This window comes from Clostridium sp. SGI.024, assembly GCF_050315195.1.
Lineage (GTDB): Bacteria > Bacillota > Clostridia > Clostridiales > Clostridiaceae > Clostridium.
In genome coordinates this window covers 1-21,901 of the sequence record NZ_JBNPON010000004.1, presented here as the reverse complement: position 1 = coordinate 21,901, position 21,901 = coordinate 1, and the positions used below count along the sequence as shown (strand labels likewise).

Genomic DNA, 21,901 nt, shown 5'->3' with positions numbered 1-21,901 from the left:
ATGATAAGAAGATTTATTCTTTTTATCATATTTTTATTTTTATTGGTAATAATAAGCTTGAAAGGAGGAAATAAAATGAATAAAAACAATATGAAAAAGAGGATTTTACTTTCTTTAAGTTTATTAATTTTAAATCTTGTACCAGTTAATGCTTTAGCTTTGCCAAATAAAAATGAAGTTGAAACATATAAAGAATGGAGTACGGAAACTTTTGCCGAAGAAGGTATAAATGTAGATGCTAAATCTGCATTATTAATCGAGCCTATTTCTGCTAAAATATTATATGAAAAAAATCCAGATGAAAAATTTGCTCCAGCATCTGTAACAAAAATAATGACAATGCTATTGACTATGGAGGCAGTAGACAGTAATAAAATTACTCTTAATGATAAAGTAACATGTAGTGAAAATGCAAAAAAAATGGGTGGAAGCACAATGCTTCTTGATACTGGAGAAGTTAGAACAGTCGAAGAATTATTAAAGGGAGTTGCTATTGCATCAGGTAATGATGCTGCAGTTGCTTTAGCAGAGTATTTGAGTGGAACAGAAGATGCATTTGTAGAATTAATGAACAAAAGAGCTCAAGAGCTTGGAATGAATAATACGACTTTTAAAAATTGTAACGGACTACCAAAGGAAGGACATTTATCAACAGCTAGAGATATTTCAATAATGTCCTTAGAGCTTCTTAAACATCCAACCATACTAAAATATACAGGTACATATATGGAAACAATTTCTGAAGGAAGATTATCTCCAATAGAATTAGTTAACCACAATAAACTAGTAAGGTTTTTTGAAGGTTGTGATGGTTTAAAAACTGGATATACATCAGAAGCTAAGTATTGTATTTCTACTACGGCTACTAGAAATGGAGTGAGAATGCTTTCAGTAATTATGGGAGCACCGACTTATAAAATAAGAAATAGAGATGCAGGAATGTTACTAAATTATGGCTTTTCTAAATTTGAAGGTAAAAAGATATTAGTAAAAGATGAAGAGGTTGAAAATATCTATTTAAGTAAAAATACTGACAAATTCTTTACTGCCAAAGCAAAAGATGATTTAATTGCTATTATTCCAAAAGGTGATAATAATGAAATAGAGAAAAAAATAGTAATAAATGATATTAAAAAAGAATATAAAGAGGGAGAAATAATAGGAAAATGTCAGGCTTACTCTGGAGAAAATAAAATCGGAGAAGTGGATTTATATTCTGATAGAGATGTTAATATAGGTGGTATTTTTGAAAACTTTAAATTTAATATGAAAAATATGTTTAGAAAAGGAATATAAAAGGGATTCTATATGGGATCCCTTTTTCTTATTGTAAAAAGGTTGTTCTTTACAAATAAACTTGATATTATATTCTAAGGAAATAGAATATTAAAGGCGGATGAGTAATATGGAAATGCCAAGAATTAAAGTAGCAAATTTCGAGGGACCATTTGATTTATTGTTACATTTAATTAAGAAAAATGAAATGGATATATATAATATTGAAATATATAAGATAACTAATCAGTATTTAAAATATTTAGATGATATGAAGATAATAGATCTTGATATAACTTCTGAATTTATAGTTGTAGCTGCAACTTTGATTGAAATTAAATCTAAAAAGCTTTTACCAGTTATAAAAAATAATGAAGAAAGTGAAGAAGATTTAGAAAAAAATCTTATGAATAGACTTATAGAATATAAAAAGATAAAGGGAGCAGCAGTATTCTTAAAGGATAAGTTTATTAACTCAGGTGATATATATACAAAAAAGCCTGAAATAATAGAAGAAAAAAATATAGGAATCAAGGAAGAAGATATACTTAAGAATATAACTCTACTAGAGTTATATAATATATACAATAAATTAATCGATAATTATCTTAAGAAGCAAAATAAAGAAAATGTAATTCAAAGAAAAATATATGTTGATAAGTATAAAGTTGAAGATAAGATGAATGACTTGATTACAAAATTTAACAAGAATAAAATAATTAAATTTAGAGATATAATAAGAGAAAGTGAATGTAAGCTAGAAGCAGTTGTAACTTTCTTAGCATTGTTAGAACTAATAAAGCTTAGAATTGTTAAGGTATACCAGGATAATAATTTTGATGATATCTTAATGGAAAGGAGAATAGGAAATGAATAATATAGATGTAGCACAATATGAGTTTGAAGAAATATCTTCAAAACCCAAGATAAAATCTTCAATTGAATCCCTTCTATTTGTTAGTGGAGAACCATTAACTATAAGAGATTTAAGTAACACATTAGAAATTTCAACTAAAATGGTTAAATGTATATTAGATGAAATGCAGAACGAATATGAAGAAGAAAAAAGAGGTATAAAATTAATTTCTATAAATGGAGAATTTCAATTAGTAACTAAGGCTGAAAATAGCGATTATATTCAAAAGTTATTAAGAAAAAATAAGAGACAATCTTTATCTCAAGCCTCTTTAGAAAGCTTAGCAATAATAGCTTATAAGCAACCAATCACAAGAGTAGATATAGATGAAATAAGAGGAGTAAAATCTGAAAGTGCATTACAGAGGTTGTTAGAAAAAGATTTAATAAAAGAGGTAGGTAGATTAGAAGTTCCAGGAAGACCAATTTTATTTGGAACAACTGATGAATTTTTAAGACAATTTGGATTAAAAGAATTAAATGAATTGCCTTCATTAGATTTATATGATGATAAAGAAAATGATATTATAGAAAATATGCATGAAATTATAAAAGAGATATAAGATATATTTTAGTATTCTAAAATATATCTTATATAAATTAATGCAAGTTACTTGAAGAAGAATCGCTATTATCACAATTATTAATAGGGCGATCTTCTTCAAATTTATTTTTATTACATTTATCCTCATTAAAAAAACCTTTTACAATATCTATTATTTGAGGTATAGAATCTACTATTCTATCATATGTATTATTTTGTTCTACTGGTAATAACCTTACAACGTCCTTTCTTAAAACTAAAAAAGCTACGGGCTTAACAGTAATTCCAGCACCAGACCCACCTCCAAATGGATGACTTGACATATTATCCCCAGGACCTATGCATACATTTCCAAATTCACTTCCACCAGAAGCAAATCCAAAGGTTACTTTTGATATTGGAATTATATAGCTACCGTCTTTGGTTTCTACTGCATCACCTATTACAGTATTGACATCTATCATTTCTTTTAAGTTTTCCATAGTACTTTTCATTAAGCTTTCAACAGGATGCACATTTGTCATATATCTCTCCCTAGATTGGGAGCCACCTCCTTAATTTCTTTACTTTTAAATAATAAAAATAATATATATATAATATTGGCAATATTAAAGTAAAATATACTAGTTATTCCAAAAGTTAATAAAGTTTTATTAAATTTAGGCTCAATATCAAGTGAAAGTTTCTTGACCTTAAAAATAATATTTAATAGCAAATAAAGTAAAGTAGGTATATTGCATAGAAGTCCGTATAATATTGCAGAAAAAGCTGCATCATCAATGCCATATACAAGTGATACATTTATTTTAATTTTAGGTTTTAATTTATTTGTAGAAATATTTCTATATAACTTCTTATAAGAAAGTTTTTTTATATATTTTCTTTTTGATTTTTCTATAGTATCTTTCCTTTTCTTTTCGTTTTTTATAAACTTTTTTAAATACTTATTTTCAACTCCATTTTTGGAAGAAAAGACTGTATATTTGTATAGTTTTATAATTAAATTCTTATTCAAGTATTCTAAGTTTATTTTAATAGGTAAAGGTAAAAATAATAGTATAAAAATAATAATAAGTATAGCAAATAATTTCATTACTAAATCCTTTCAAGAAATTTTTAAAATTTATATAATAAGAAAATTTTAAAATTATGTTTAAAAATTATCTTTTAGAACAAACTATTTTTAGATGGTTAGTATAGAAGGTGATAATATGAAAAATATAAAAAATGTTCTAATAACTATTTTATTAGTATTATTGACATTTACATGTAATATATATTCAGTTAAAGCTATGACTGATGATAATATTGATAATGACTATGAATCAATTGATATACTTGAAGAAGATTCTATAGATATATCCTTAGATGAAGTTAATATTAGTATTCCATTAAAAGTCTCTGCTAGAAATGCTATAGCAATAGATGCTGAAAGTAATCAAGTATTGTGGAATCAAAATGCCTATGAAATAGTACCTATGGCTAGTACTACTAAGATTTTAACAGCTCTTATAGCAATTAATTATGGTGATTTAGATAGAAAAGTAATCATAAGTAAGAATGCTTCATCTATTAGGGGCTCAACAGTAGGATATTCAGCTGGTGAAGAAATAACAATGAGGGAATTACTATTCGGTTTGATGTTTAGATCAGGTAATGATGCAGCTATAGCTATTGCAGAAGATATAGGAGGATCAATAGAAGGATTTTCTAATATTATGAATGACTTTGCTAAAAATGTAGGAATAATAGATTCTCATTTTGAATCTCCTCATGGATTAGATAGCTCTAAACATTATTCATCAGCATATGATTTAGCTATTTTAACATCAAAAGCAATGGAATATAGTGTTTTTAGGGAATGTGTAGGAGAAAAAGTTATATATAAAGATAAATATAATTTTACTAGAGACTATCAAAATATTAATAAAATATTATATAAGATTCCTGAAGCCAATGGTGTAAAGACTGGATACACAGGTGGTGCAGGTAAATGTTTGGTTTCATCTATTAATCATAATGGAAAAAATATAATTATAGTTGTATTGAACTGTGTAGATAGATGGAATGTTACTGAAAAAATATATAATTATGTAGTGAAAAGTAATGAGTTTATTAATAAAAATAATAAAACAATATTACAGGAAGAAAAACTTGCAGGTTTAGGAAAAATAATAAATGAAGAAGATCTAAGTTATGGTTATAAAGAAAGTGATATTGTAGAAGTAGAAGTTTTTAAGCCAATATTAGATATAGAAGTAGGAAATATACTAGGAAAAATATCTGTGAAAGATACAGGTAAAGAAAAAAATAAGTTTCCTTTAATAAGTAACATAAATATTAACAAAGAAGAATTAGAAAAAATAATACTTGGTGAAAAGTAGAGACAGAGGTCTCTACTTTTTTACTTAACATTGTAACAAAATAAATTATAATAAATAATCTAATATTGTATAAGAAATAGTTGGAGTGAAAAAAAGTGATGAGGGAAATTGTGGAATGTATTGATTCTGGAACAGAATTTTGTCCATGTAAGTTAGCTGAAGCAGGTGAATGTATTATTTGTTCGCAATTACAGGGTAGTTGTTTTTGTGATTGTTTAAACTGGAAGGGGGTTTGTATATATCACGAATTCATTAATAATGGGTCTAAAGCTAAAGAAGGTAGAAAAACTTATAACTGTTTAGTTAAAGAAACAGAGCTTTGTGAGAAGGATTTATTATTAATTAAGTTTGAAGTACCTCATAAATTAGCAATAGATTTAGTTAAAGCAGGTAGCTTTATATTTATTAGACCAGATGAAAATAATATTTACTTTGATGTACCTATTTCTATATTAGATTCGGATATAGATAATAATATTATATCTATTATGATAGAAATAAGAGGAATAAAAACTAAAAACTTATTAAATCTAAAAGCTGGTAGCATACTTACTATAAGAGGGCCTTATTGGAATGGGGTCTTTGGGCTAAGCAATTTAAAAAGCCAAATAAATAATAATGTATTAGTATTAGCAAGGGGAATTGGAATGGCACCAATGATTCCTGTTATTAGAAAATTGCATCAAAACAATAATAAAATAACATTAATTATAGATAAGTCACCATATAAAGATAATTATGTAAGAGAATATTTGAAAAATTATAATGTTGAAGTTATAAATGAAACTTTAATATACAAAGGTGAAATTAGTGATGAGGCTAAAGTTATAATTAAAAATATTTTATTAGAAAAAAATGTTGAATATATTCATATTGCAGGTGCAGATATATTAAGTGTTAAACTAATAGATTATTTAAATAATATAGATAGAAAAGATGTAAAACTTTCATGCTGTAATAATATTAAGATGTGTTGTGGAGAAGGAATATGTGGTAGTTGTACTGCTAGATTTTCAGGTCATAGAGTAAAAAGATTTTGCAAATTACAAACTGAGCCAAGGAAAGTATTTGAAGGGAGGAGATTTATATGATAAAGGTTATTATAGTTGGTGGAGGATGGGCTGGATGTGCAGCTGCAATTACAGCAATAAAAACAGGAGCAGAAGTTCATCTTTATGAAAAAACTGATTTATTATTAGGTCTTGGTAATGTTGGAGGAATAATGAGGAATAACGGAAGATGGACAGCTTCCGAGGAGTTAATACAGCTTGGGGCTGGAGATTTAATTGATATTGTTGATAATACATCAAGACATAAAGATATAGAATTTCCAGGGCATAAGCATGCAACATTATATGATGTTAATTTAATTGAAGGTAAAGTAAGTAAGTATTTAGATAAAATTGGTATAAATATTCATATAGAAAGCAGAGTTATTGATGTTAAGGTAGAAAATAAAAAGATTAAAGGGATTTATCTTAGTGATGGAAGTTATGAAGAGGGTGATGTATTTATTGAAACAACTGGTACAACAGGACCCATGGGAAATTGTTTAAGATATGGAAATGGATGCTCAATGTGTATTTTAAGATGTCCAGCATTTGGACCAAGACTTAGTATAAGTGAGAGATGTGGTGTATCAGATATACAAGGGGAAAGAGATCAGGATACATTAGGAGCAATTTCAGGTTCATGTAAGTTAGCTAAAGAAAGCTTGTCAAAGGAAATTGTTGAAGAGTTAGATAGAACAGGTTGTGTTATTTTAGAAGTTCCTAAGGAAGACATCAATTATGATAAGCTTAGCTCTAAAGTATGTCAACAATATGCTTTAAAAGAATTTGCAGAAAATATAATACTTTTAGATACTGGACATGCTAAGCTAATGACAACTTATTATCCATTAAAAAAGTTAAGAAAAATAAAGGGATTAGAAAATGCAAAATACGTAGATCCATATGCTGGTAGTAAGGGAAATTCTATAAGATATTTATCAGTAGCTCCAAGAACTAATGATTTAAAGGTGAATGGAGTAGATAATTTATTTTGTGCAGGTGAAAAATCAGGATTATTTGTTGGACATACAGAAGCTATTGTTACCGGTTCATTAGCAGGTCATAATGCTGTAAGACTAGCAATGGGAATACCATTATTAATTTTACCATCATCAATTGCAATTGGAGATATTATTTCATATGCTAATGATAAAGCAGAAACAAGAGAAGGAAGAAGAGATAGATATACATTTGCCGGTGCTGAATATTTTAAACGAATGAATGAACTAGGATTATATACTACAGATAAAGAAGAAATTAAACAAAGAATAAGTAAAGTTAATTTAGATAATGTATTTAATCAAAAATTAATATAAGTAGTTAAGGCGTTATAGCATAATGTAAAATGAAAATATAAATATAAAATAAGAGCTATCACTATGGGATATAAAAATCTGAGAAAAATAGCTCTTATTTTATATTCAAAATAAGTTGTTTTCTTAATGTACTCTAAAAATTAAGATTATCACAGTAATAGGTCTGAGTTTTCTTTTATTTCTCCTAATTAGTCTATTTTTAAAGTTAAATAGTTCTTAAATAAAATACTCGTAAATAATGATAAATTTATAAAAAATAAAAAAATATTTAATACAGAATTAGGGTCTAAATCTACAGTATGAGTTAAAAGAACTCTTGAAAAGTTTTATATACTGTAATCACAAAGTAGTAAATTTATTAAATAAATGTTAAAATATAAATGTAAACATTATCTAAGGGGGCTATTTAATGGATATAGATTTAATGATATTATTCAATGGATTCATAAAAAATTACGTTAATTTAGGGTTAAACCTAGGTAGCAAGAGTACAGATATAATAAATCAAGAAAATAGATATTTTATTACATTAGGTAAATTATTAGGATACTTTGTGTCAAACAATAGGAATGAAGGCGGAAGCATTGAAATAGCTTGGAAGGAATATGATTTAAATACTAGTAGTTCTTTATCAACAAAAGTTGAAATCATAAGGGAAGTAGATTTAACTAAAGATATATTAATAATTCATGATTTAATTAATAAAGTTAACAAGAAGCCTAATATTAGATATGTTGTTTTATTAGAAGTTTCATCTTATAATAGGATAGTATTTTTGAATAAAATTATTGGTTCTTCATTAAAAGTTAATAAATATGAAATATTAATATTATATAAGGTGAGAAATGTGATAAAAAATACTTTTCACTATAATGCATATTTATTTAAAGATAGTGAGAATATTAAGAATAAGATAGGAATTTCATCAGTTGATAAGGATGGAAACTTAAAGGCTGTTATTAAAGTTTAGTAATATGAAGGTGAGTTTAATGGAGATTAAAAAAAGTAGAATATATGAACTTTGGAATATTGATCATAGTAAAGTAATTAGATATAAACAAATTATTAAAAATAATACTTTAAATGAATCAATTGAGTTAGAAAGTGAAAATTTAAATGAACTTATGAAAGAAGTTAGAGTTCAAATTAATAAATGGAATGGATTATTCTAAGGAGATTTGAAATGTTTTTAGAACCTATTAATAATTGTAATTTTGATAGCATTATAAATATTAAATTTAATAATATATTAGAAGGCTTCGATAATTATAAATATATTGAATTATCACCTATAAATAAAAATCTAAAATTTGAAGATAGTTTTATTAAAACATTTGAAGAATTCTATGATATAAATGAAGGACACTTAATAATTGATTTTTATAAAAATAAATTAAATGATGATAGTATAAGTTTTATAAAAGAAAATTTATGTAAAGAAGATAATTTATTGTTTGATAAAATTATTGAAATGACAAATAATAATGATAATTATTATAAGGTTAACGATGTGAAATATATAAAATTGTTTATAAAATTATGTACTAGAGAACTGTTTTTTATTACATTTTACTTTTATAAATATCCAGTTGCAATATGGGGAAATTATAATTTGCAATTCCCTTTATTTTATAATGAAAATTCTAATATTAATCAGTATGTCAAAATAGCACAAATAAATAAGTTATATTAAATAATAACATAAATACAACAATAATAACATAAATATAGTTATTATTGTTGGTAGGTGGATTTATGCATAAAATAAAAGATGTTTTTAATAAACTAAATAAAGAAATTACTAATGATGAAAAAGAAAAAGATTATCCTTTAATTTGCTTTGTTTGCAACAAGGAAATAACTTATGGACAAGTATATATAAATGATGAAGAATTAAATATATATTGTTCTGAACAATGCTATTTAAGGCAATTAAATTCAAAATATTACTAATAAGTGGTACATGAGACTATGTACCACTTTTATAGTATAAATTCATTTTTAGCTTCTTCTATATTAGAAAATAAATATATAGTAGATAATCTTAATTTGCCATTATCTAATATTCTTAAAAACCACTGTATATTAGAAGTATCTGATGACGATATAATTGTACTTTTTTTATTGTCATTTAGTCTTAACTTTGGATAAATAGCAGTAGAACAGTTATAATCATCTAAAATAACCACTATACTAAATTCATAATTTGTGCATAGATTGTTTATACTACTTAAATCTATAATTAAATTATTATCTTCTACTTTAGAAACACATTTAAGAATTTCGCGTGTCTTAATATTTTTGAAAAAAACAGAAACTAATTTATAGTCATTTAAATTAATATCTTCAAAGCAAAGAATCAAATAATTTTCTTTTAGTAAATAAAAATCTAAATATTTTTCAATTGAACTAAAGTATGGACAAGTATTTTCATAATGAGTGTTTTTATTATATTTAATTTGTTCTTTCATAGCTCCTCCTTGGAAAACAGTATATAAAATATAATATTTACGTTGCTATGAAAAGATGATTAATATATAAAAATTATTTTAACATATTGATCATTGTATCTAAAGTAGCTTTAGTTTTATTTAAATTATTAATATAGTCAGCTATATGGTTTTTATAATATTCTATACCACTATCTGTGATAGAATAAATTTTTTTGCTTCTTTTATTTAAAAATTCATCTCCAGTCCAAGTACTTGTAACATAACCTTTTACTTCAAGATCATACAAAGTCTCATAGATTGTACTTGAAGATACTGGAAAAGGTAGCGAGGTTGTAGAGAATGTATTTCTAAATTCTTCAAGAACTTTATTTCCAAAAATAGTATTTCCTTTTGCTAACTCTTTAAGTATATAAAAGCTATACAACATTTTAGTATTTACCACATTTCTAGGTGCAACTAATCTATTCCTTTTTTCCATAGCAATACCTCCTTAAAAATATAATAACATATATTAAGTTTTTTTACAATTAAATAAAATATTCTTAAATAATATACTCGTAAATGATAATAAAATTATAAAAATTTAAAAAGAACCAAAAGAAACAAAAAGAATATTATATAGTAAACAAATGAGTAGGAGTTGAGAAACATGTCAAAAAGAAATAGATGCTGCTGTAGTAATAATTCTGGCTGTGGCTGTGGCAGATTCAATAATTGCGGATGTGGTGGATTTAACAATTGTGGGTGCGGTGGATTTAATAACTGCGGAGGTTGTGGATTTGGTGGCGGTTGTGGATTTGGTGGCGGCTGTGGATTCGGTGGTGGTTGTGGATGGCCATTATTATGGTTATTGCTACTAGGTGGATGTTGGTAATAATGTAATAAAGGGGGTTGTTGTAACAGCCCCTTTTATATTAATAATAGATAAAATTAAGTAAATATAAAAATAATATGTTACAATGAATTAGAGGTGAAAATATGCTTGATGGTAAATCTTTTTGTGAAAAGTGTAAAAAAATTCAACCAATAATTATTAGAAGAAGAAAAGAAACTAAAGAATTTAATATTGGTAAGATAATTTATAATAAGTTATATGGTACTTGTGCTATTTGTGAAGAAGAAGTATATTCATTAGAATTATCAAAAAAAAATAAAATAGAAATAGAGAAAAAAATAAAAGAATTAGAAGATGAAATTACTATATTAAATATAATAGAAGATAGTAATTCAGGTCTGTTAGAAATACAAGAAAGTGATAAAGAATTAATTAAAGAACTTGAGAAGATTCTTATTAATAAAAATAAAGATAAATAAGTAGTTATTAAACTTTTACAAATTTAATATAATATGTGTATAGCATGCATTCCTAGGAGGAAATTTATGTTAGATTTACTTGTTTATTTGGATGAGTTATTAATTAAAAATTTAAACTCAGTAGCATTAAATGGGTATATTGATATAAGAACATATAGAAGAATTAGAGATAGAACAGTAGGAGGAAATGCTAGAATAAGTGATAGAAGTTCTAATGGATTAGATTACAAAAATCAAAAAGATAAAATTTCTGGATATAAAAGCAAACATAATATATGTGAAGAACATTTTCAAGATGGCTCAGAAAGGAGCTTAGGTCTAGAAGGTAGAGATTTTGATAGAAATGAACAAGAAATAAAGAAAATAACTACAGTATTCACTCTTCATAATGATTTATTAACTAATATGTATAAAAATAATAATGTTATAAATGCTATAAATTTTAAATCTATAGAAGATCATAATATAAAAGTTGGAGATTATATTGAAATAACTGGATGTATTCAAGAAGTATCAATTCCGTTATATATAGACACATTAATTGAAAGCTTAAATTGTTATGGTATAGATTTTTTAAATTCATATTTAGAAAAAGATAAGGTTAAGAATTTAGATTTTGGAATTATTACAAGGCTTTTAGAAGGTTTAAAAAATAAGATTACTAGGAATGGTACTACTGATTTAGTTTTAAAAAATTCTGATACATCTATAGTTTTATCAATTAATGAAAATAATTTTGTTAATAATGGTTATAACACTTTTGATTTTGTCCAATGTTCTTGTAAAATATTTGGAAAGGTAATGATGATTAAGGATGACAATAATAAATGCATTAGCTTACTTAGAAAATCATCTCAGGAAGAATATTATGAAAAAGTTTTAGAATCAGTTGAGCCATATTTAAACATACTTAGATCTAAAAACATAATTTTACCTAAAAGACCTAAATGTAATATAACCGGTAAAATGATAATGATTTTACCTATAAGCATATGTATATAATTATATATGCTTATTATTTTTATATAGAAAGATTCTTTTGTTTAAGGTATAATTATAAATTAATGAAGCAAGTTAATAATATAGAAAAGAGGAAAAATATGAAGGTAGGATTTGATCATAAAAAATATTTAGAAGAACAATCTAAATATATTTTAGAAAGAGTTAATAATTATGATAAATTATATTTAGAATTTGGTGGAAAATTAATGTATGACTTACATGCAAAAAGAGTTTTACCAGGTTTTGATGAAAATGCTAAAATAAAACTACTTCAGAAATTAAAAGAAAAAGTTGAAGTTGTTATTTGTGTTTATGCTGGAGATATAGAAAGGAATAAAATCAGAGGTGATTTTGGAATTACATATGATTTAGAAGTACTAAGATTAATAGATGATTTTAGAACTTATGAACTAGATGTTAATAGTGTTGTAATTACAAGATATGATGGACAACCTGCTACAACTGTTTTTATAAATAAGTTAGAAAGAAGAGGAATTAAGGTTTATAAGCACAAAGCAACTGCTGGTTATCCTACAGATGTAGATACAATAGTTAGTGAAAAAGGATACGGAGAAAATCCATATATTGAAACTTCTAAACCAATAGTTGTAGTTACTGCACCTGGTCCTGGTAGTGGTAAATTAGCAACATGCTTAAGCCAGTTATATCATGAAAATAAAAGAGGAAACATTGCTGGATACTCAAAATTTGAAACCTTTCCTGTATGGAATGTTCCATTAAAGCATCCTCTTAATATAGCTTATGAAGCAGCTACTGTAGACTTAAAGGATGTAAATATGATAGATTCATTTCATTTTGATGCTTACAATAAAGTTGCTGTTAACTACAATAGAGATATAGAAAGCTTTCCAGTTCTAAAAAGAATAATAGAAAAAATAACCGGTAAAGAATCAACTTATAAATCACCAACAGATATGGGTGTAAATAGAGTTGGGTTTGGGATTATAAATGATGACATAGTTAAAGAAGCTTCTAAACAAGAAATTATAAGAAGATACTTTAAAACAATTTGTGAATATAAAAAAGGTTACATAGACAAGGATACTGCAAATAGAGCAAGACTTATAATGGAAGAATTAAATCTTAAAGAAAGTGATAGAAAAGTAGTAACTAATTCAAGAGAGTATTCTTTACAAAAAAAGCTTAAACATAATAAAAATGATATTTACCCAGTGGTATCATTAGAATTAGATGATGGAACTATAATTAATGGAAGAGAGTCAGACATTATGGATGCTCCAGCTGCAGTAATTTTAAATTCTATAAAGCATCTTGCAAACATAAATGATGATATTCATTTGATATCTCCAGTAATATTAGAGCCAATACAAAATTTGAAAATTAATACATTAGGAATAAAAAACACAATATTAAATTGCGAAGAAATATTAATAGCATTAAGTATTTGTGCTGCAACTAACCCAACAGCACAAGCTGCTTTAAATAAATTACAATGCTTAAAAGGCTGCCAAGCACATTCAACTACAATTATATCTAATAGCGATGAACAAACCTTTAGAAGACTTGATATTGATATAACTTGTGATCCTGAATATCAAAGTAAAAATTTATATTATAATAATTAATTTATATGAAGCTGTTTTAATAACGGCTTCATTATTTTTTACATTATTTATTTTAAATTTTTTTGGTAATACTATTCTTAAGAGAATAGGAGGTTTTTCTATGGAAAAAGAATGTATAATTAAAGTTATTCCACTTGGTGGCGTAGGTGAAATAGGTAAAAATATAACTGCAATTGAAGTTGAAAATGAAATAATAGTAATAGATTGTGGTATAGCCTTCCCAGATGAAGAAATGTATGGGGTAGATCTTATAATACCAGATATAGCCTATTTAATAGAAAATAAAAATAAGGTTAAAGGTTTTTTTATAACTCATGGTCATGAAGATCATATAGGAGCAATACCATATATACTTAAACAATTAAATGTTCCTATATACGGTAGTAAGCTAGCTTTAGCAATAATAGAAACAAAGCTCAAAGAACATAATTTAGTTGAAACTACTGAACTTATAACTGTAGATCCAGGAGTAAAAGTGTATTTTGAAAACATAAGTATTGAGTTTATTCAAAGTACACATAGTATCGCAGAATCATGTTGTTTATCAATAATAACTCCAATGGGGATTATATTTCATACTGGAGACTTTAAAATAGATTTAACCCCTATTGATGATAAAGTTATAGATTTAGATAGAATTTCTACCATAGGAAGAGAAGGAGTATTACTTCTTATGGCTGACAGTACAAATGTTGAGAGAAATGGATATACAATGTCAGAAAAATCAATTGGAAATACTTTTAATAGGATTTTCAGGGGAGCTAAAGGAAGAATAATAATAGCCACTTTTGCTTCTAATATTCATAGAATGCAACAAATTGTTAATTCCTCATTAGAAAATAATAGGAGAATAGCGTTTTCAGGAAGAAGTATGGAAAGTATATCTAAGCTTGCTTTAGACCTTGGATATTTGCATATACCAAATGATATGATTATTGAAATAGATGATATAAACAATTATAATAATGAAAATATAACTATTATAACTACAGGAAGTCAAGGAGAGCCTATGGCAGCTTTAGCTAGAATTGCATATGGAAATCATAAGAAGATAAAAATAAAAACTGATGATTTGTTTGTAATCTCAGCTTCACCAATACCAGGTAATGATAAGCTTATTACTAAAGTTATTAATGAATTATTTAAAAAGGGTGCAGAAGTTATCTATGAAGATTTAGAAGAGGTGCATGTTTCAGGTCATGCATATAAAGAAGAACTTAAATTAATGCATAGATTAATAAAGCCAAAGTATTTTATGCCTGTACATGGAGAATATAGGCATTTAAAACATCATAAAGATTTAGCAATTACACTTGGAATGGATAATAAAAATATATTTATATTAGAAAGAGGTGAAGTCTTACAAATTGGTAATAAAGATGCAAAAATAGTAGGAAAAGTTCCCTCAGGCACAATATTAGTAGATGGACTAGGGGTAGGAGATGTAGGAACTTTAGTATTAAGAGATAGAAAGCATTTGGCTCAAGATGGATTAGTTAATATAGTTGTTACTATAGAGAAGGAAACTTATACTATAATAGCAGGCCCAGATATAATTACTAGAGGTTTTGTTTATGTAAAGGAATCAGAAGAACTAATAAACGAGCTTAGAGAAATAGCAACTGAAGAACTGCAAAATTGTTTAGATGAAAAAATACTTGAATGGTATATAATTAAAACTAATATAAAGAAAGCTTTAGAAAGATTTATATACGATAAAACCAAAAGAAGACCAACAATTATACCAATAATTATGGAAATTTAATAAAAATGATATATAATAGAATATAAAAATAGAAATGGAGGGGTTTTAATGAAAAAAATTGCAGCATTTTTTGATATCGATGGAACAATATATAGAGAAGGATTAATTACCGAAGTTTTTAAGAAGATCATAAAATATGAATTAGTAAGCGAAAATAAATGGTATAAGGAAGTAAGACCTGCTTATTTGAAGTGGGATAAGAGGCAAGGAGATTATGATACGTATCTACTTAAAATGGTAGATATATATACTGAAGCTATAAAAGGAATTGATAAATTTCATATAGACTATATAGCTAAAAAGGTTATAGAACAAAAAGGAGATAGAGTTTATACTTTTAGTAGAGAAAGAATTAAGTGGCATCAAGAGCAAGGCCATATTGTAATAGCTATTTCTGGTTCACCTAGTGAATTAGTTAGAGAAATGTCTAAAAAATATAATATGGATGACTATAAAGGAACTATATATAAATTAGATGAAAATAATAAGTATAGTGGAGAAGTTATTCCTATGTGGGATCATGAAAGTAAATTATCTGCTATAAAAGAATTTGAAGAAAAATATAATATTGATTTAAGTAAAAGTTATGCTTATGGTGATACATCAGGAGATATAACAATGTTTAAATCTGTAGGAATACCTTATGCAATAAATCCTACTAAAGAACTTTTAGATAAGGTTATGAAGGATGAAGAAATAAGAAATAAAATAAAAGTTATAGTTGAACGTAAGGATGTTACTTATAGTTTAGATGTAAATTGTATAAATCTTATATAAGAAATAGACAATATACTTCTTAGGATATATAATATTAACGAAATATATATTTAATATTATTTTAAGGAGAAAATCATGCTAACTATAGACAATAAAGTAATAGAAGAAAAAATTAAGCAGCTAAAAAAAGCCATTGAAATAGTTGGAGGAAAATCTTTATTAAAGGAATTTAAGAATAATGGAGATTTAGCTAACTATATTTTAAATAGTTCTTTTCAAGGCGAAAAAGTTATCTTTGAAATAATGGATAATGAATATTCAGTAAATGAATTGCTTAAGATAAAATTAGACTATGAGAAAAACTATATAAAAAACAAAAAAATATATATAGAAAAAATAACTTATAAAATTAAAGAATATAATACATATTTAGATTCATTAATAAGAAAGTATAGAAAAAATGGTGGATTAGAAGAATTCAGAAGTATTAAGGAAGAAATTAATTTAAGATACTATAAGGATGTTAATGCCTTTCTGCTTAATAAAATAGGAAATGAAATTGAAAATAGTGATGATTATTATGGAGAATATTTGGAATCTAAAAAAGAAGATTTTATAAATTCCATAATATGCAATATAGTTTAAATCATAAAATATACTCTTAAGGGTAAAATAATATCGAAGTACAACCTTAGGAGGAAGTAGTTATGAAAAATAAACTAATGAGAAAAGTAAATAGGTCACTAAAAAAAGGCAAAGCTAAAAGTATGATTTTAGTTGAAATGGCTGATGATTTCATGGATATTATTCAAAATGCAAAATTATATAAAACAATGAATAAAAAGAGAAAAAAATTAAAATAGTATTAGGGAGCTGTTTAAAAACAGCTCCCTAATACATTTGAACAATTTTAAAACCATTATTATATAATTTAGATTTTATTAATTCTATATGTTCTATTCCATTAGTTTCAACAGTAACTTCTAATAATACATTTTTAAGTCTATTAGAAGCTTTAAATTGATTATGTTCTAATTTCACAACATTTGCATTTAATTCTGATAATATTTTTGATATTTCTTGAAGCTGTCCAGGAATATCAGGAAGTTCTACAGAAAAACAAAATAGTCTTCCTCTCTCAACTAATCCATCACTTATTAAAGAAGAGATTGTTAACATATCAATATTACCACCACTAATAATTGATACAACTTTTTTCCTAGATAAATTTAATTTCTTCAAAGCAGCTAATGAAGCTACACCTGATGCTTCAGCTAGTAACTTATGTTTTTCACATAAGATTAAAAATGCTTCTGAAATTTCTTTATCAGATACGGTTACAATTTCATCCACGTATTCTTTTATTAAGCTATAAGTTAATTCTCCTGGGCACTTAACTGCTATACCATCAGCTATGGTATTTACAGAGGATAAGGACATTATTTTTCCAGCTTTATAGCTTTGTTCCATTGCATTTGCTCCTTCAGCTTGTACACCAATTATTTTTATTTTTGGATTTATTTCTTTCGCAGCTAAAGAAATTCCACTTATTAATCCACCTCCACCAATAGGGCAAATTATTACATCTACATCCTTAAGATCTTCAAATATTTCTAAAGCTATGGTACCTTGACCATAAATAACATTTAGATCATTAAAAGGATGTATAAAAATAGAGTCATTTTCAGATTCAATAGATTTTGCTTTTAAATAAGCATCATCATAGCATGAACCATTTAATATTACATTTCCACCAAAAATTTCAGTTGATTGAACTTTTAAATAAGGTGTATTCTTTGGCATAACTATAGTTGAAGGGACACCGAGAAGATTTGCTGCATAAGCTACTCCTTGAGCGTGATTACCAGCAGAAGAACAAACTACACCTTTAGATTTCTCATAATCACTTAAAGATCTAATTTTATTTAGAGCACCTCTTATTTTGTAAGCACCAGTTACTTGCAAGTTCTCACATTTCATATAAACTGAACAATCATTAATTGAAGAAAAAATAGTACTATGTATTAATGGAGTTTCAATAATAATATCTTTTATGTTTTGTCTTGCTTTTTTTATTTCATTTAAATGCATATGATTCCACCTCTAGAAAAATTTATAATAAATATTATATCATTGGACAATAAAAATATGAATATTTAAAATTCTAATAAAGTATAAAATGTTCTAAATAATATAACAATATATACAGAGATAGGAGGATGCAAATGGATAATAATTTAATTGACTTAATTAATGTTGGTAATTTTACTAAGATTGCAGTAAAAAGATTTGAAGAAAACATAGTAAATAAAACAAATTATTTAGAAAATGTAAAAGAAAGTAGACTAGGAGAGGAATATAATTTAAAGGAGGATAAAAATGAATAATAGCTTTCCTAAAAAATTTCCACCACAAAAGCAAAATGTACAACCTGGAATAGAAGAAAATATGAATCCAAGACCTATATACAAGACTAATAATGAAATTAAAGGTAAGCTTAAGGATAAAGTTGCAGTAATTACTGGAGGAGATAGCGGAATAGGAAGAGCAGTTGCAATTGCATATGCTAAAGAAGGAGCTAAAATAGCCATTATCTATTTAAATGAGCATAAGGATGCAGAAATTACAAAAGAAGAAATAGAATCCTTAGGTGGAGAGTGTATTTTATTAAGTGGTGATATAGGTAATGAGGAATTTTGTATAATGGCTATAAATAATATTAAAACTAAATTTAACAAAATAAATATTATAGTTAATAATTCAGCTGAACAACATACTTGTAATAATTTAGAAGATATTACTACTAAGCAATTTGAAAAGACATTTAAAACTAATGTATTTGGAGCTTTCTTTATCACTAAAGAAGCACTTAAATATTTAACATATGGTGACTGTATAATAAATACAACTTCTATTACAGCTTACAAAGGAAATGAAAAATTAATAGATTATTCTATGACCAAGGGAGCATTAACATCATTTACTCGTTCATTAGCATTAAATTTAGTCTCTAAAGGAATTAGAGTAAATGCAGTTGCACCAGGACCAGTTTGGACTCCTCTTATTCCATCATCCTTTGATGAATATCAAGTTTCTATGTTTGGACAAAATAATCCAATGAAGAGAGCTGCTCAACCAGTAGAAATAGCAGAAGCATATGTTTTTCTAGCTAGTGAAGGGGCTAGTTTTATTACTGGTGAAACTATACATATAAATGGCGGGGAAATAGTTAATTCATAGTTAATATGAGCTGTTTAAGCAGCTCATTTTTTATAAATATTGTAGCATCTATAATTAAGAGTAATCTTATATAAATTGCTCAAACATATTGTAATAATTACTATTTGTTTGATATTCTTATAAATAGAAAAAATTTTTTAGTGTTATAATTATGTTGTTTGGAGGGCGATTATATGGATGAAAAAACAAATGTAATGCGAATTTTAGATAAAAAGAAAATAAAATATAATAAGTATTGTTATGTAGATACTGATGCCATAAGTGGAGTGGAAGTTGCAAGAGTATTAGGACAAGATCCTAATCAGGTATTTAAGACACTGGTAACAGTAGGAAAATCAAAAAATTATTATGTTTTTATGATACCTGTAGAAAAAGAGTTAGATTTGAAAAAAGCAGCTAAAAGCGTTGAAGAAAAATCTATTGAAATGATAAAATCTAAAGATTTATTAGCTCTTACAGGGTATATTCATGGTGGTTGCTCACCAATTGGAATGAAAAAAATCTTTAAAACAACTATAGATTCTTCAGTTGAAGAACTTGATACATTAATTTTTAGTGCAGGGAAAATCGGGTATCAAGTAGAATTAAGCTTAGATGAATTAAGAAAAGTAATTAGATTACAAATATCTGATTTAGTATAATAATTAATGTATTGCTTCAGGGGTTAAAATTAATAAAGGAGTTGCTTAAAACAACTCCTTTATTAAAAGGCTCCAGAACCGCCTCCACCACCACCTGTAAAACTACTTCCAGATGAGAAATTATTGAAACTATCATTACTATTATTACTGTTATTTATAGTTTTTTCTGTAGAGGAATGAATTTCATCAAATAAGAACATATTAGTAAAATAATAGTAAGAAAGATTATTTTTATTAATATTATTTTCCGTAGGTTCAATATCAAAATCTTGATAATTAATACCTAAAGCAGCTGAATATATTATAGATTCTTTAATATTAAATATATCCTTATTTTCTATTAAAGATAATAAATACTTTTTATAGGCATTCCATTTTAAATATTCTTGGTAAGTATTGTTATTTAATACTTCCTTATCTCTAATGGTAATAAATAAATTTAGCTTTCCGCAATCTATTCTTATTTGATTAATAAAATCCCAATAAGAATTATTAAATTTCTTTGCTTTCTTTGAGCTTCTTTCTACTAACTTTTTTATTGAAAGAAGATTAAATTCATTATTTTCATTTTCATATCTTTTAAACCAATTAATTAATATTTTTAAATGAGGATAATAACTATCATTGCAATCTTTAACTCTTGTAAATACTATATTCTCAAGGTCACTTTTTTCATCTATAGAATTGCGTAATTTATATACTCCTTTATTAGCTAGATATAACAATGTTGATGGTACAATGGACCATGATATAGCATCCTTATTAAAAATATATGCAACTATAGTTGGGCTTTCTTTAGATGGAGGATAAAGTAGAATTTCCTCATTTGTAAATAGATATTGTGAACGGTATTCTTGTAGAGCCTCATTAAATAATTTTTTATTACGTCTATGAACAAGATAAAAAACTAAACCGATTATCGTGATTAATGATGCTGGAAAAATTAAATAAAAAGGATTAAAATTATATTTCTCAAATTTAGATTCATCATAAGTACTTTCAATTGGAGTTATTTTTAAATAATCCTGTTGAAATCTTAATTTAATTCCTAAGTCAGAAGTTAAGTTACTACCTGTTATAGAGATGTTATTTTCTCTAGTTTCAGCATTAAAGTTTCCATCACCAAAAACAGTATAGTATAAATCTTCTTTATTGAAATTAGAATTTGCAAGCTTTAAATTTAAATTAACATTTTTAACAGGATATTCTTCTGATGCTGTATAAAAGCTCCAATATAAAGAAGAGTAATCTTGGTATTTTTCAGATACATTTTTCACAGTAAATCGAAGGTTAAATTTTTTTTCTTCATTAAAGCTTTTAGAATAAATTTTTACTTGTATTTTATCCCTAGATTCTATGACTTCAAAGCTGTTGTTAGATTTATCTTCTTTTCTTTGTAAAGGAATTTCACCTGTTAAGTCAAGAATACTTACTTCAGAAATTTCATATCCTTCTGAGCTTTTTAAATTTAAATCTACATATACTCCATTAAAATCCCCACTAAATTTATAGGTAAATAATTCATCTACATATAAATCTCCATTTTCTTTGATTTCAGCATTTACATTAAGATTTTCTATGCTATAGGACTTTGGAGCAGCTGAAATATTTATAGGAATAAGTAATATAAAGAAAGTAGTTAAAATAAATATTAATTTCTTCAATATAAATCCCCC

The 21,901-nt window shown here is 25.8% G+C and carries 28 protein-coding genes; 22 read left to right on the top strand and 6 right to left on the bottom strand.

The window, feature by feature from the left end:
* Positions 1 to 75: 75 nt before the first annotated feature.
* From ACQRD5_RS02125 to scpB, 3 genes are all read left to right on the top strand, one after another.
* A complete protein-coding gene (locus tag ACQRD5_RS02125) occupies positions 76 to 1,296 on the top strand; it encodes a D-alanyl-D-alanine carboxypeptidase family protein (protein ID WP_294363349.1) in 1,221 nt (406 codons plus the stop codon).
* Positions 1,297 to 1,405: 109 nt separating this feature from the next.
* The gene (locus ACQRD5_RS02120) at positions 1,406 to 2,152 is read left to right on the top strand and encodes a segregation/condensation protein A (protein WP_291627124.1); all 747 of its coding nucleotides are present in this window, start codon (positions 1,406 to 1,408) and stop codon (positions 2,150 to 2,152) included.
* On the top strand, positions 2,145 to 2,753 hold the full coding sequence (gene scpB / locus ACQRD5_RS02115; RefSeq protein ID WP_291627126.1) for an SMC-Scp complex subunit ScpB: 609 nt from the start codon (positions 2,145 to 2,147) through the stop codon (positions 2,751 to 2,753). The genes ACQRD5_RS02120 and scpB overlap by 8 nt, the downstream gene beginning before the upstream one ends.
* Before the next feature lie 37 nt (positions 2,754 to 2,790).
* Here the strand turns inward: scpB and ytfJ are convergent, their stop codons facing one another.
* Positions 2,791 to 3,258 (bottom strand): GerW family sporulation protein, encoded by a 468-nt coding sequence (gene ytfJ, locus ACQRD5_RS02110; protein ID WP_291627128.1) that lies wholly within the window; start codon positions 3,256 to 3,258, stop codon positions 2,791 to 2,793.
* Positions 3,255 to 3,467 carry a hypothetical protein gene (locus ACQRD5_RS02105; protein WP_427746502.1) on the bottom strand — a complete coding sequence of 71 codons (213 nt, stop codon included), beginning with the start codon at positions 3,465 to 3,467 and terminating at the stop codon, positions 3,255 to 3,257. The genes ytfJ and ACQRD5_RS02105 overlap by 4 nt, the downstream gene beginning before the upstream one ends.
* A gap of 1 nt (position 3,468) precedes the next feature.
* Between ACQRD5_RS02105 and ACQRD5_RS02100 the strand changes: the two genes are divergently transcribed.
* The 8 genes from ACQRD5_RS02100 (at position 3,469) to ACQRD5_RS02065 (ending at position 9,439) form a co-directional block, all read left to right on the top strand.
* Positions 3,469 to 3,594, top strand: coding sequence for a hypothetical protein (locus ACQRD5_RS02100; protein WP_294363350.1), 126 nt, complete (start codon positions 3,469 to 3,471; stop codon positions 3,592 to 3,594).
* 351 nt (positions 3,595 to 3,945) lie between these two features.
* Complete coding sequence (locus ACQRD5_RS02095) at positions 3,946 to 5,118, top strand: D-alanyl-D-alanine carboxypeptidase family protein (protein ID WP_291627132.1); 1,173 nt, start codon at positions 3,946 to 3,948, stop codon at positions 5,116 to 5,118.
* A gap of 95 nt (positions 5,119 to 5,213) precedes the next feature.
* Entirely contained in the window at positions 5,214 to 6,209 is a 996-nt protein-coding gene (locus ACQRD5_RS02090; RefSeq protein WP_291627134.1) for a sulfide/dihydroorotate dehydrogenase-like FAD/NAD-binding protein, read from the top strand.
* Positions 6,209 to 7,486 (top strand): FAD-dependent oxidoreductase, encoded by a 1,278-nt coding sequence (locus ACQRD5_RS02085; RefSeq protein WP_291627157.1) that lies wholly within the window; start codon positions 6,209 to 6,211, stop codon positions 7,484 to 7,486. Before ACQRD5_RS02090 ends, ACQRD5_RS02085 begins: the two co-directional genes overlap by 1 nt.
* A gap of 409 nt (positions 7,487 to 7,895) precedes the next feature.
* Positions 7,896 to 8,456, top strand: a complete 561-nt coding sequence (locus ACQRD5_RS02080; RefSeq protein WP_291627136.1) for a hypothetical protein — start codon at positions 7,896 to 7,898, stop codon at positions 8,454 to 8,456.
* Between the two features lie 19 nt (positions 8,457 to 8,475).
* Complete coding sequence (locus tag ACQRD5_RS02075) at positions 8,476 to 8,658, top strand: hypothetical protein (RefSeq protein ID WP_291627137.1); 183 nt, start codon at positions 8,476 to 8,478, stop codon at positions 8,656 to 8,658.
* 11 nt (positions 8,659 to 8,669) lie between these two features.
* The gene (locus ACQRD5_RS02070; RefSeq protein WP_291627139.1) at positions 8,670 to 9,179 is read left to right on the top strand and encodes a hypothetical protein; all 510 of its coding nucleotides are present in this window, start codon (positions 8,670 to 8,672) and stop codon (positions 9,177 to 9,179) included.
* 62 nt (positions 9,180 to 9,241) lie between these two features.
* Positions 9,242 to 9,439 carry a hypothetical protein gene (locus ACQRD5_RS02065; RefSeq protein WP_291627141.1) on the top strand — a complete coding sequence of 66 codons (198 nt, stop codon included), beginning with the start codon at positions 9,242 to 9,244 and terminating at the stop codon, positions 9,437 to 9,439.
* 29 nt (positions 9,440 to 9,468) lie between these two features.
* Here ACQRD5_RS02065 and ACQRD5_RS02060 read toward each other — a convergent pair whose 3' ends face one another.
* A complete protein-coding gene (locus ACQRD5_RS02060; protein WP_291627143.1) occupies positions 9,469 to 9,957 on the bottom strand; it encodes a hypothetical protein in 489 nt (162 codons plus the stop codon).
* A 73-nt stretch (positions 9,958 to 10,030) separates the two neighbouring features.
* Positions 10,031 to 10,417, bottom strand: a complete 387-nt coding sequence (locus tag ACQRD5_RS02055) for a PadR family transcriptional regulator (protein ID WP_291627145.1) — start codon at positions 10,415 to 10,417, stop codon at positions 10,031 to 10,033.
* 171 nt (positions 10,418 to 10,588) lie between these two features.
* Here ACQRD5_RS02055 and ACQRD5_RS02050 point away from each other — a divergent pair, with 171 nt between their 5' ends.
* From ACQRD5_RS02050 to ACQRD5_RS02015, 8 genes are all read left to right on the top strand, one after another.
* Complete coding sequence (locus ACQRD5_RS02050) at positions 10,589 to 10,813, top strand: hypothetical protein (protein WP_291627148.1); 225 nt, start codon at positions 10,589 to 10,591, stop codon at positions 10,811 to 10,813.
* Positions 10,814 to 10,917: 104 nt separating this feature from the next.
* Complete coding sequence (locus tag ACQRD5_RS02045) at positions 10,918 to 11,253, top strand: hypothetical protein (RefSeq protein WP_291627150.1); 336 nt, start codon at positions 10,918 to 10,920, stop codon at positions 11,251 to 11,253.
* Positions 11,254 to 11,319: 66 nt separating this feature from the next.
* On the top strand, positions 11,320 to 12,255 hold the full coding sequence (locus ACQRD5_RS02040) for a hypothetical protein (protein ID WP_291627152.1): 936 nt from the start codon (positions 11,320 to 11,322) through the stop codon (positions 12,253 to 12,255).
* A gap of 98 nt (positions 12,256 to 12,353) precedes the next feature.
* The gene (locus tag ACQRD5_RS02035) at positions 12,354 to 13,862 is read left to right on the top strand and encodes a DUF1846 domain-containing protein (protein ID WP_294169913.1); all 1,509 of its coding nucleotides are present in this window, start codon (positions 12,354 to 12,356) and stop codon (positions 13,860 to 13,862) included.
* A 100-nt stretch (positions 13,863 to 13,962) separates the two neighbouring features.
* Positions 13,963 to 15,627 carry a ribonuclease J gene (locus tag ACQRD5_RS02030; protein WP_291631313.1) on the top strand — a complete coding sequence of 555 codons (1,665 nt, stop codon included), beginning with the start codon at positions 13,963 to 13,965 and terminating at the stop codon, positions 15,625 to 15,627.
* Between the two features lie 48 nt (positions 15,628 to 15,675).
* A complete protein-coding gene (locus ACQRD5_RS02025) occupies positions 15,676 to 16,404 on the top strand; it encodes an HAD-IB family hydrolase (protein ID WP_291631315.1) in 729 nt (242 codons plus the stop codon).
* Between the two features lie 75 nt (positions 16,405 to 16,479).
* The gene (locus ACQRD5_RS02020; RefSeq protein WP_291631317.1) at positions 16,480 to 16,989 is read left to right on the top strand and encodes a hypothetical protein; all 510 of its coding nucleotides are present in this window, start codon (positions 16,480 to 16,482) and stop codon (positions 16,987 to 16,989) included.
* Between the two features lie 62 nt (positions 16,990 to 17,051).
* Entirely contained in the window at positions 17,052 to 17,207 is a 156-nt protein-coding gene (locus ACQRD5_RS02015; RefSeq protein WP_291631320.1) for a hypothetical protein, read from the top strand.
* Between the two features lie 28 nt (positions 17,208 to 17,235).
* Here ACQRD5_RS02015 and ilvA read toward each other — a convergent pair whose 3' ends face one another.
* A complete protein-coding gene (gene ilvA, locus ACQRD5_RS02010; protein ID WP_320900359.1) occupies positions 17,236 to 18,435 on the bottom strand; it encodes a threonine ammonia-lyase in 1,200 nt (399 codons plus the stop codon).
* 134 nt (positions 18,436 to 18,569) lie between these two features.
* Between ilvA and ACQRD5_RS02005 the strand changes: the two genes are divergently transcribed.
* The 3 genes from ACQRD5_RS02005 to ybaK all read left to right on the top strand — a co-directional run bounded on the left by ACQRD5_RS02005 (position 18,570) and on the right by ybaK (position 20,225).
* Positions 18,570 to 18,731, top strand: coding sequence for a hypothetical protein (locus ACQRD5_RS02005; protein WP_291631323.1), 162 nt, complete (start codon positions 18,570 to 18,572; stop codon positions 18,729 to 18,731).
* Entirely contained in the window at positions 18,724 to 19,584 is an 861-nt protein-coding gene (locus tag ACQRD5_RS02000) for an SDR family oxidoreductase (protein ID WP_291631324.1), read from the top strand. Before ACQRD5_RS02005 ends, ACQRD5_RS02000 begins: the two co-directional genes overlap by 8 nt.
* 173 nt (positions 19,585 to 19,757) lie before the next feature.
* Complete coding sequence (gene ybaK / locus ACQRD5_RS01995) at positions 19,758 to 20,225, top strand: Cys-tRNA(Pro) deacylase (protein WP_291631325.1); 468 nt, start codon at positions 19,758 to 19,760, stop codon at positions 20,223 to 20,225.
* Between the two features lie 62 nt (positions 20,226 to 20,287).
* Here the strand turns inward: ybaK and ACQRD5_RS01990 are convergent.
* Positions 20,288 to 21,901: DUF2207 domain-containing protein (locus ACQRD5_RS01990; protein ID WP_427746487.1), on the bottom strand; the 1,614-nt coding region annotated here is incomplete at its 5' end.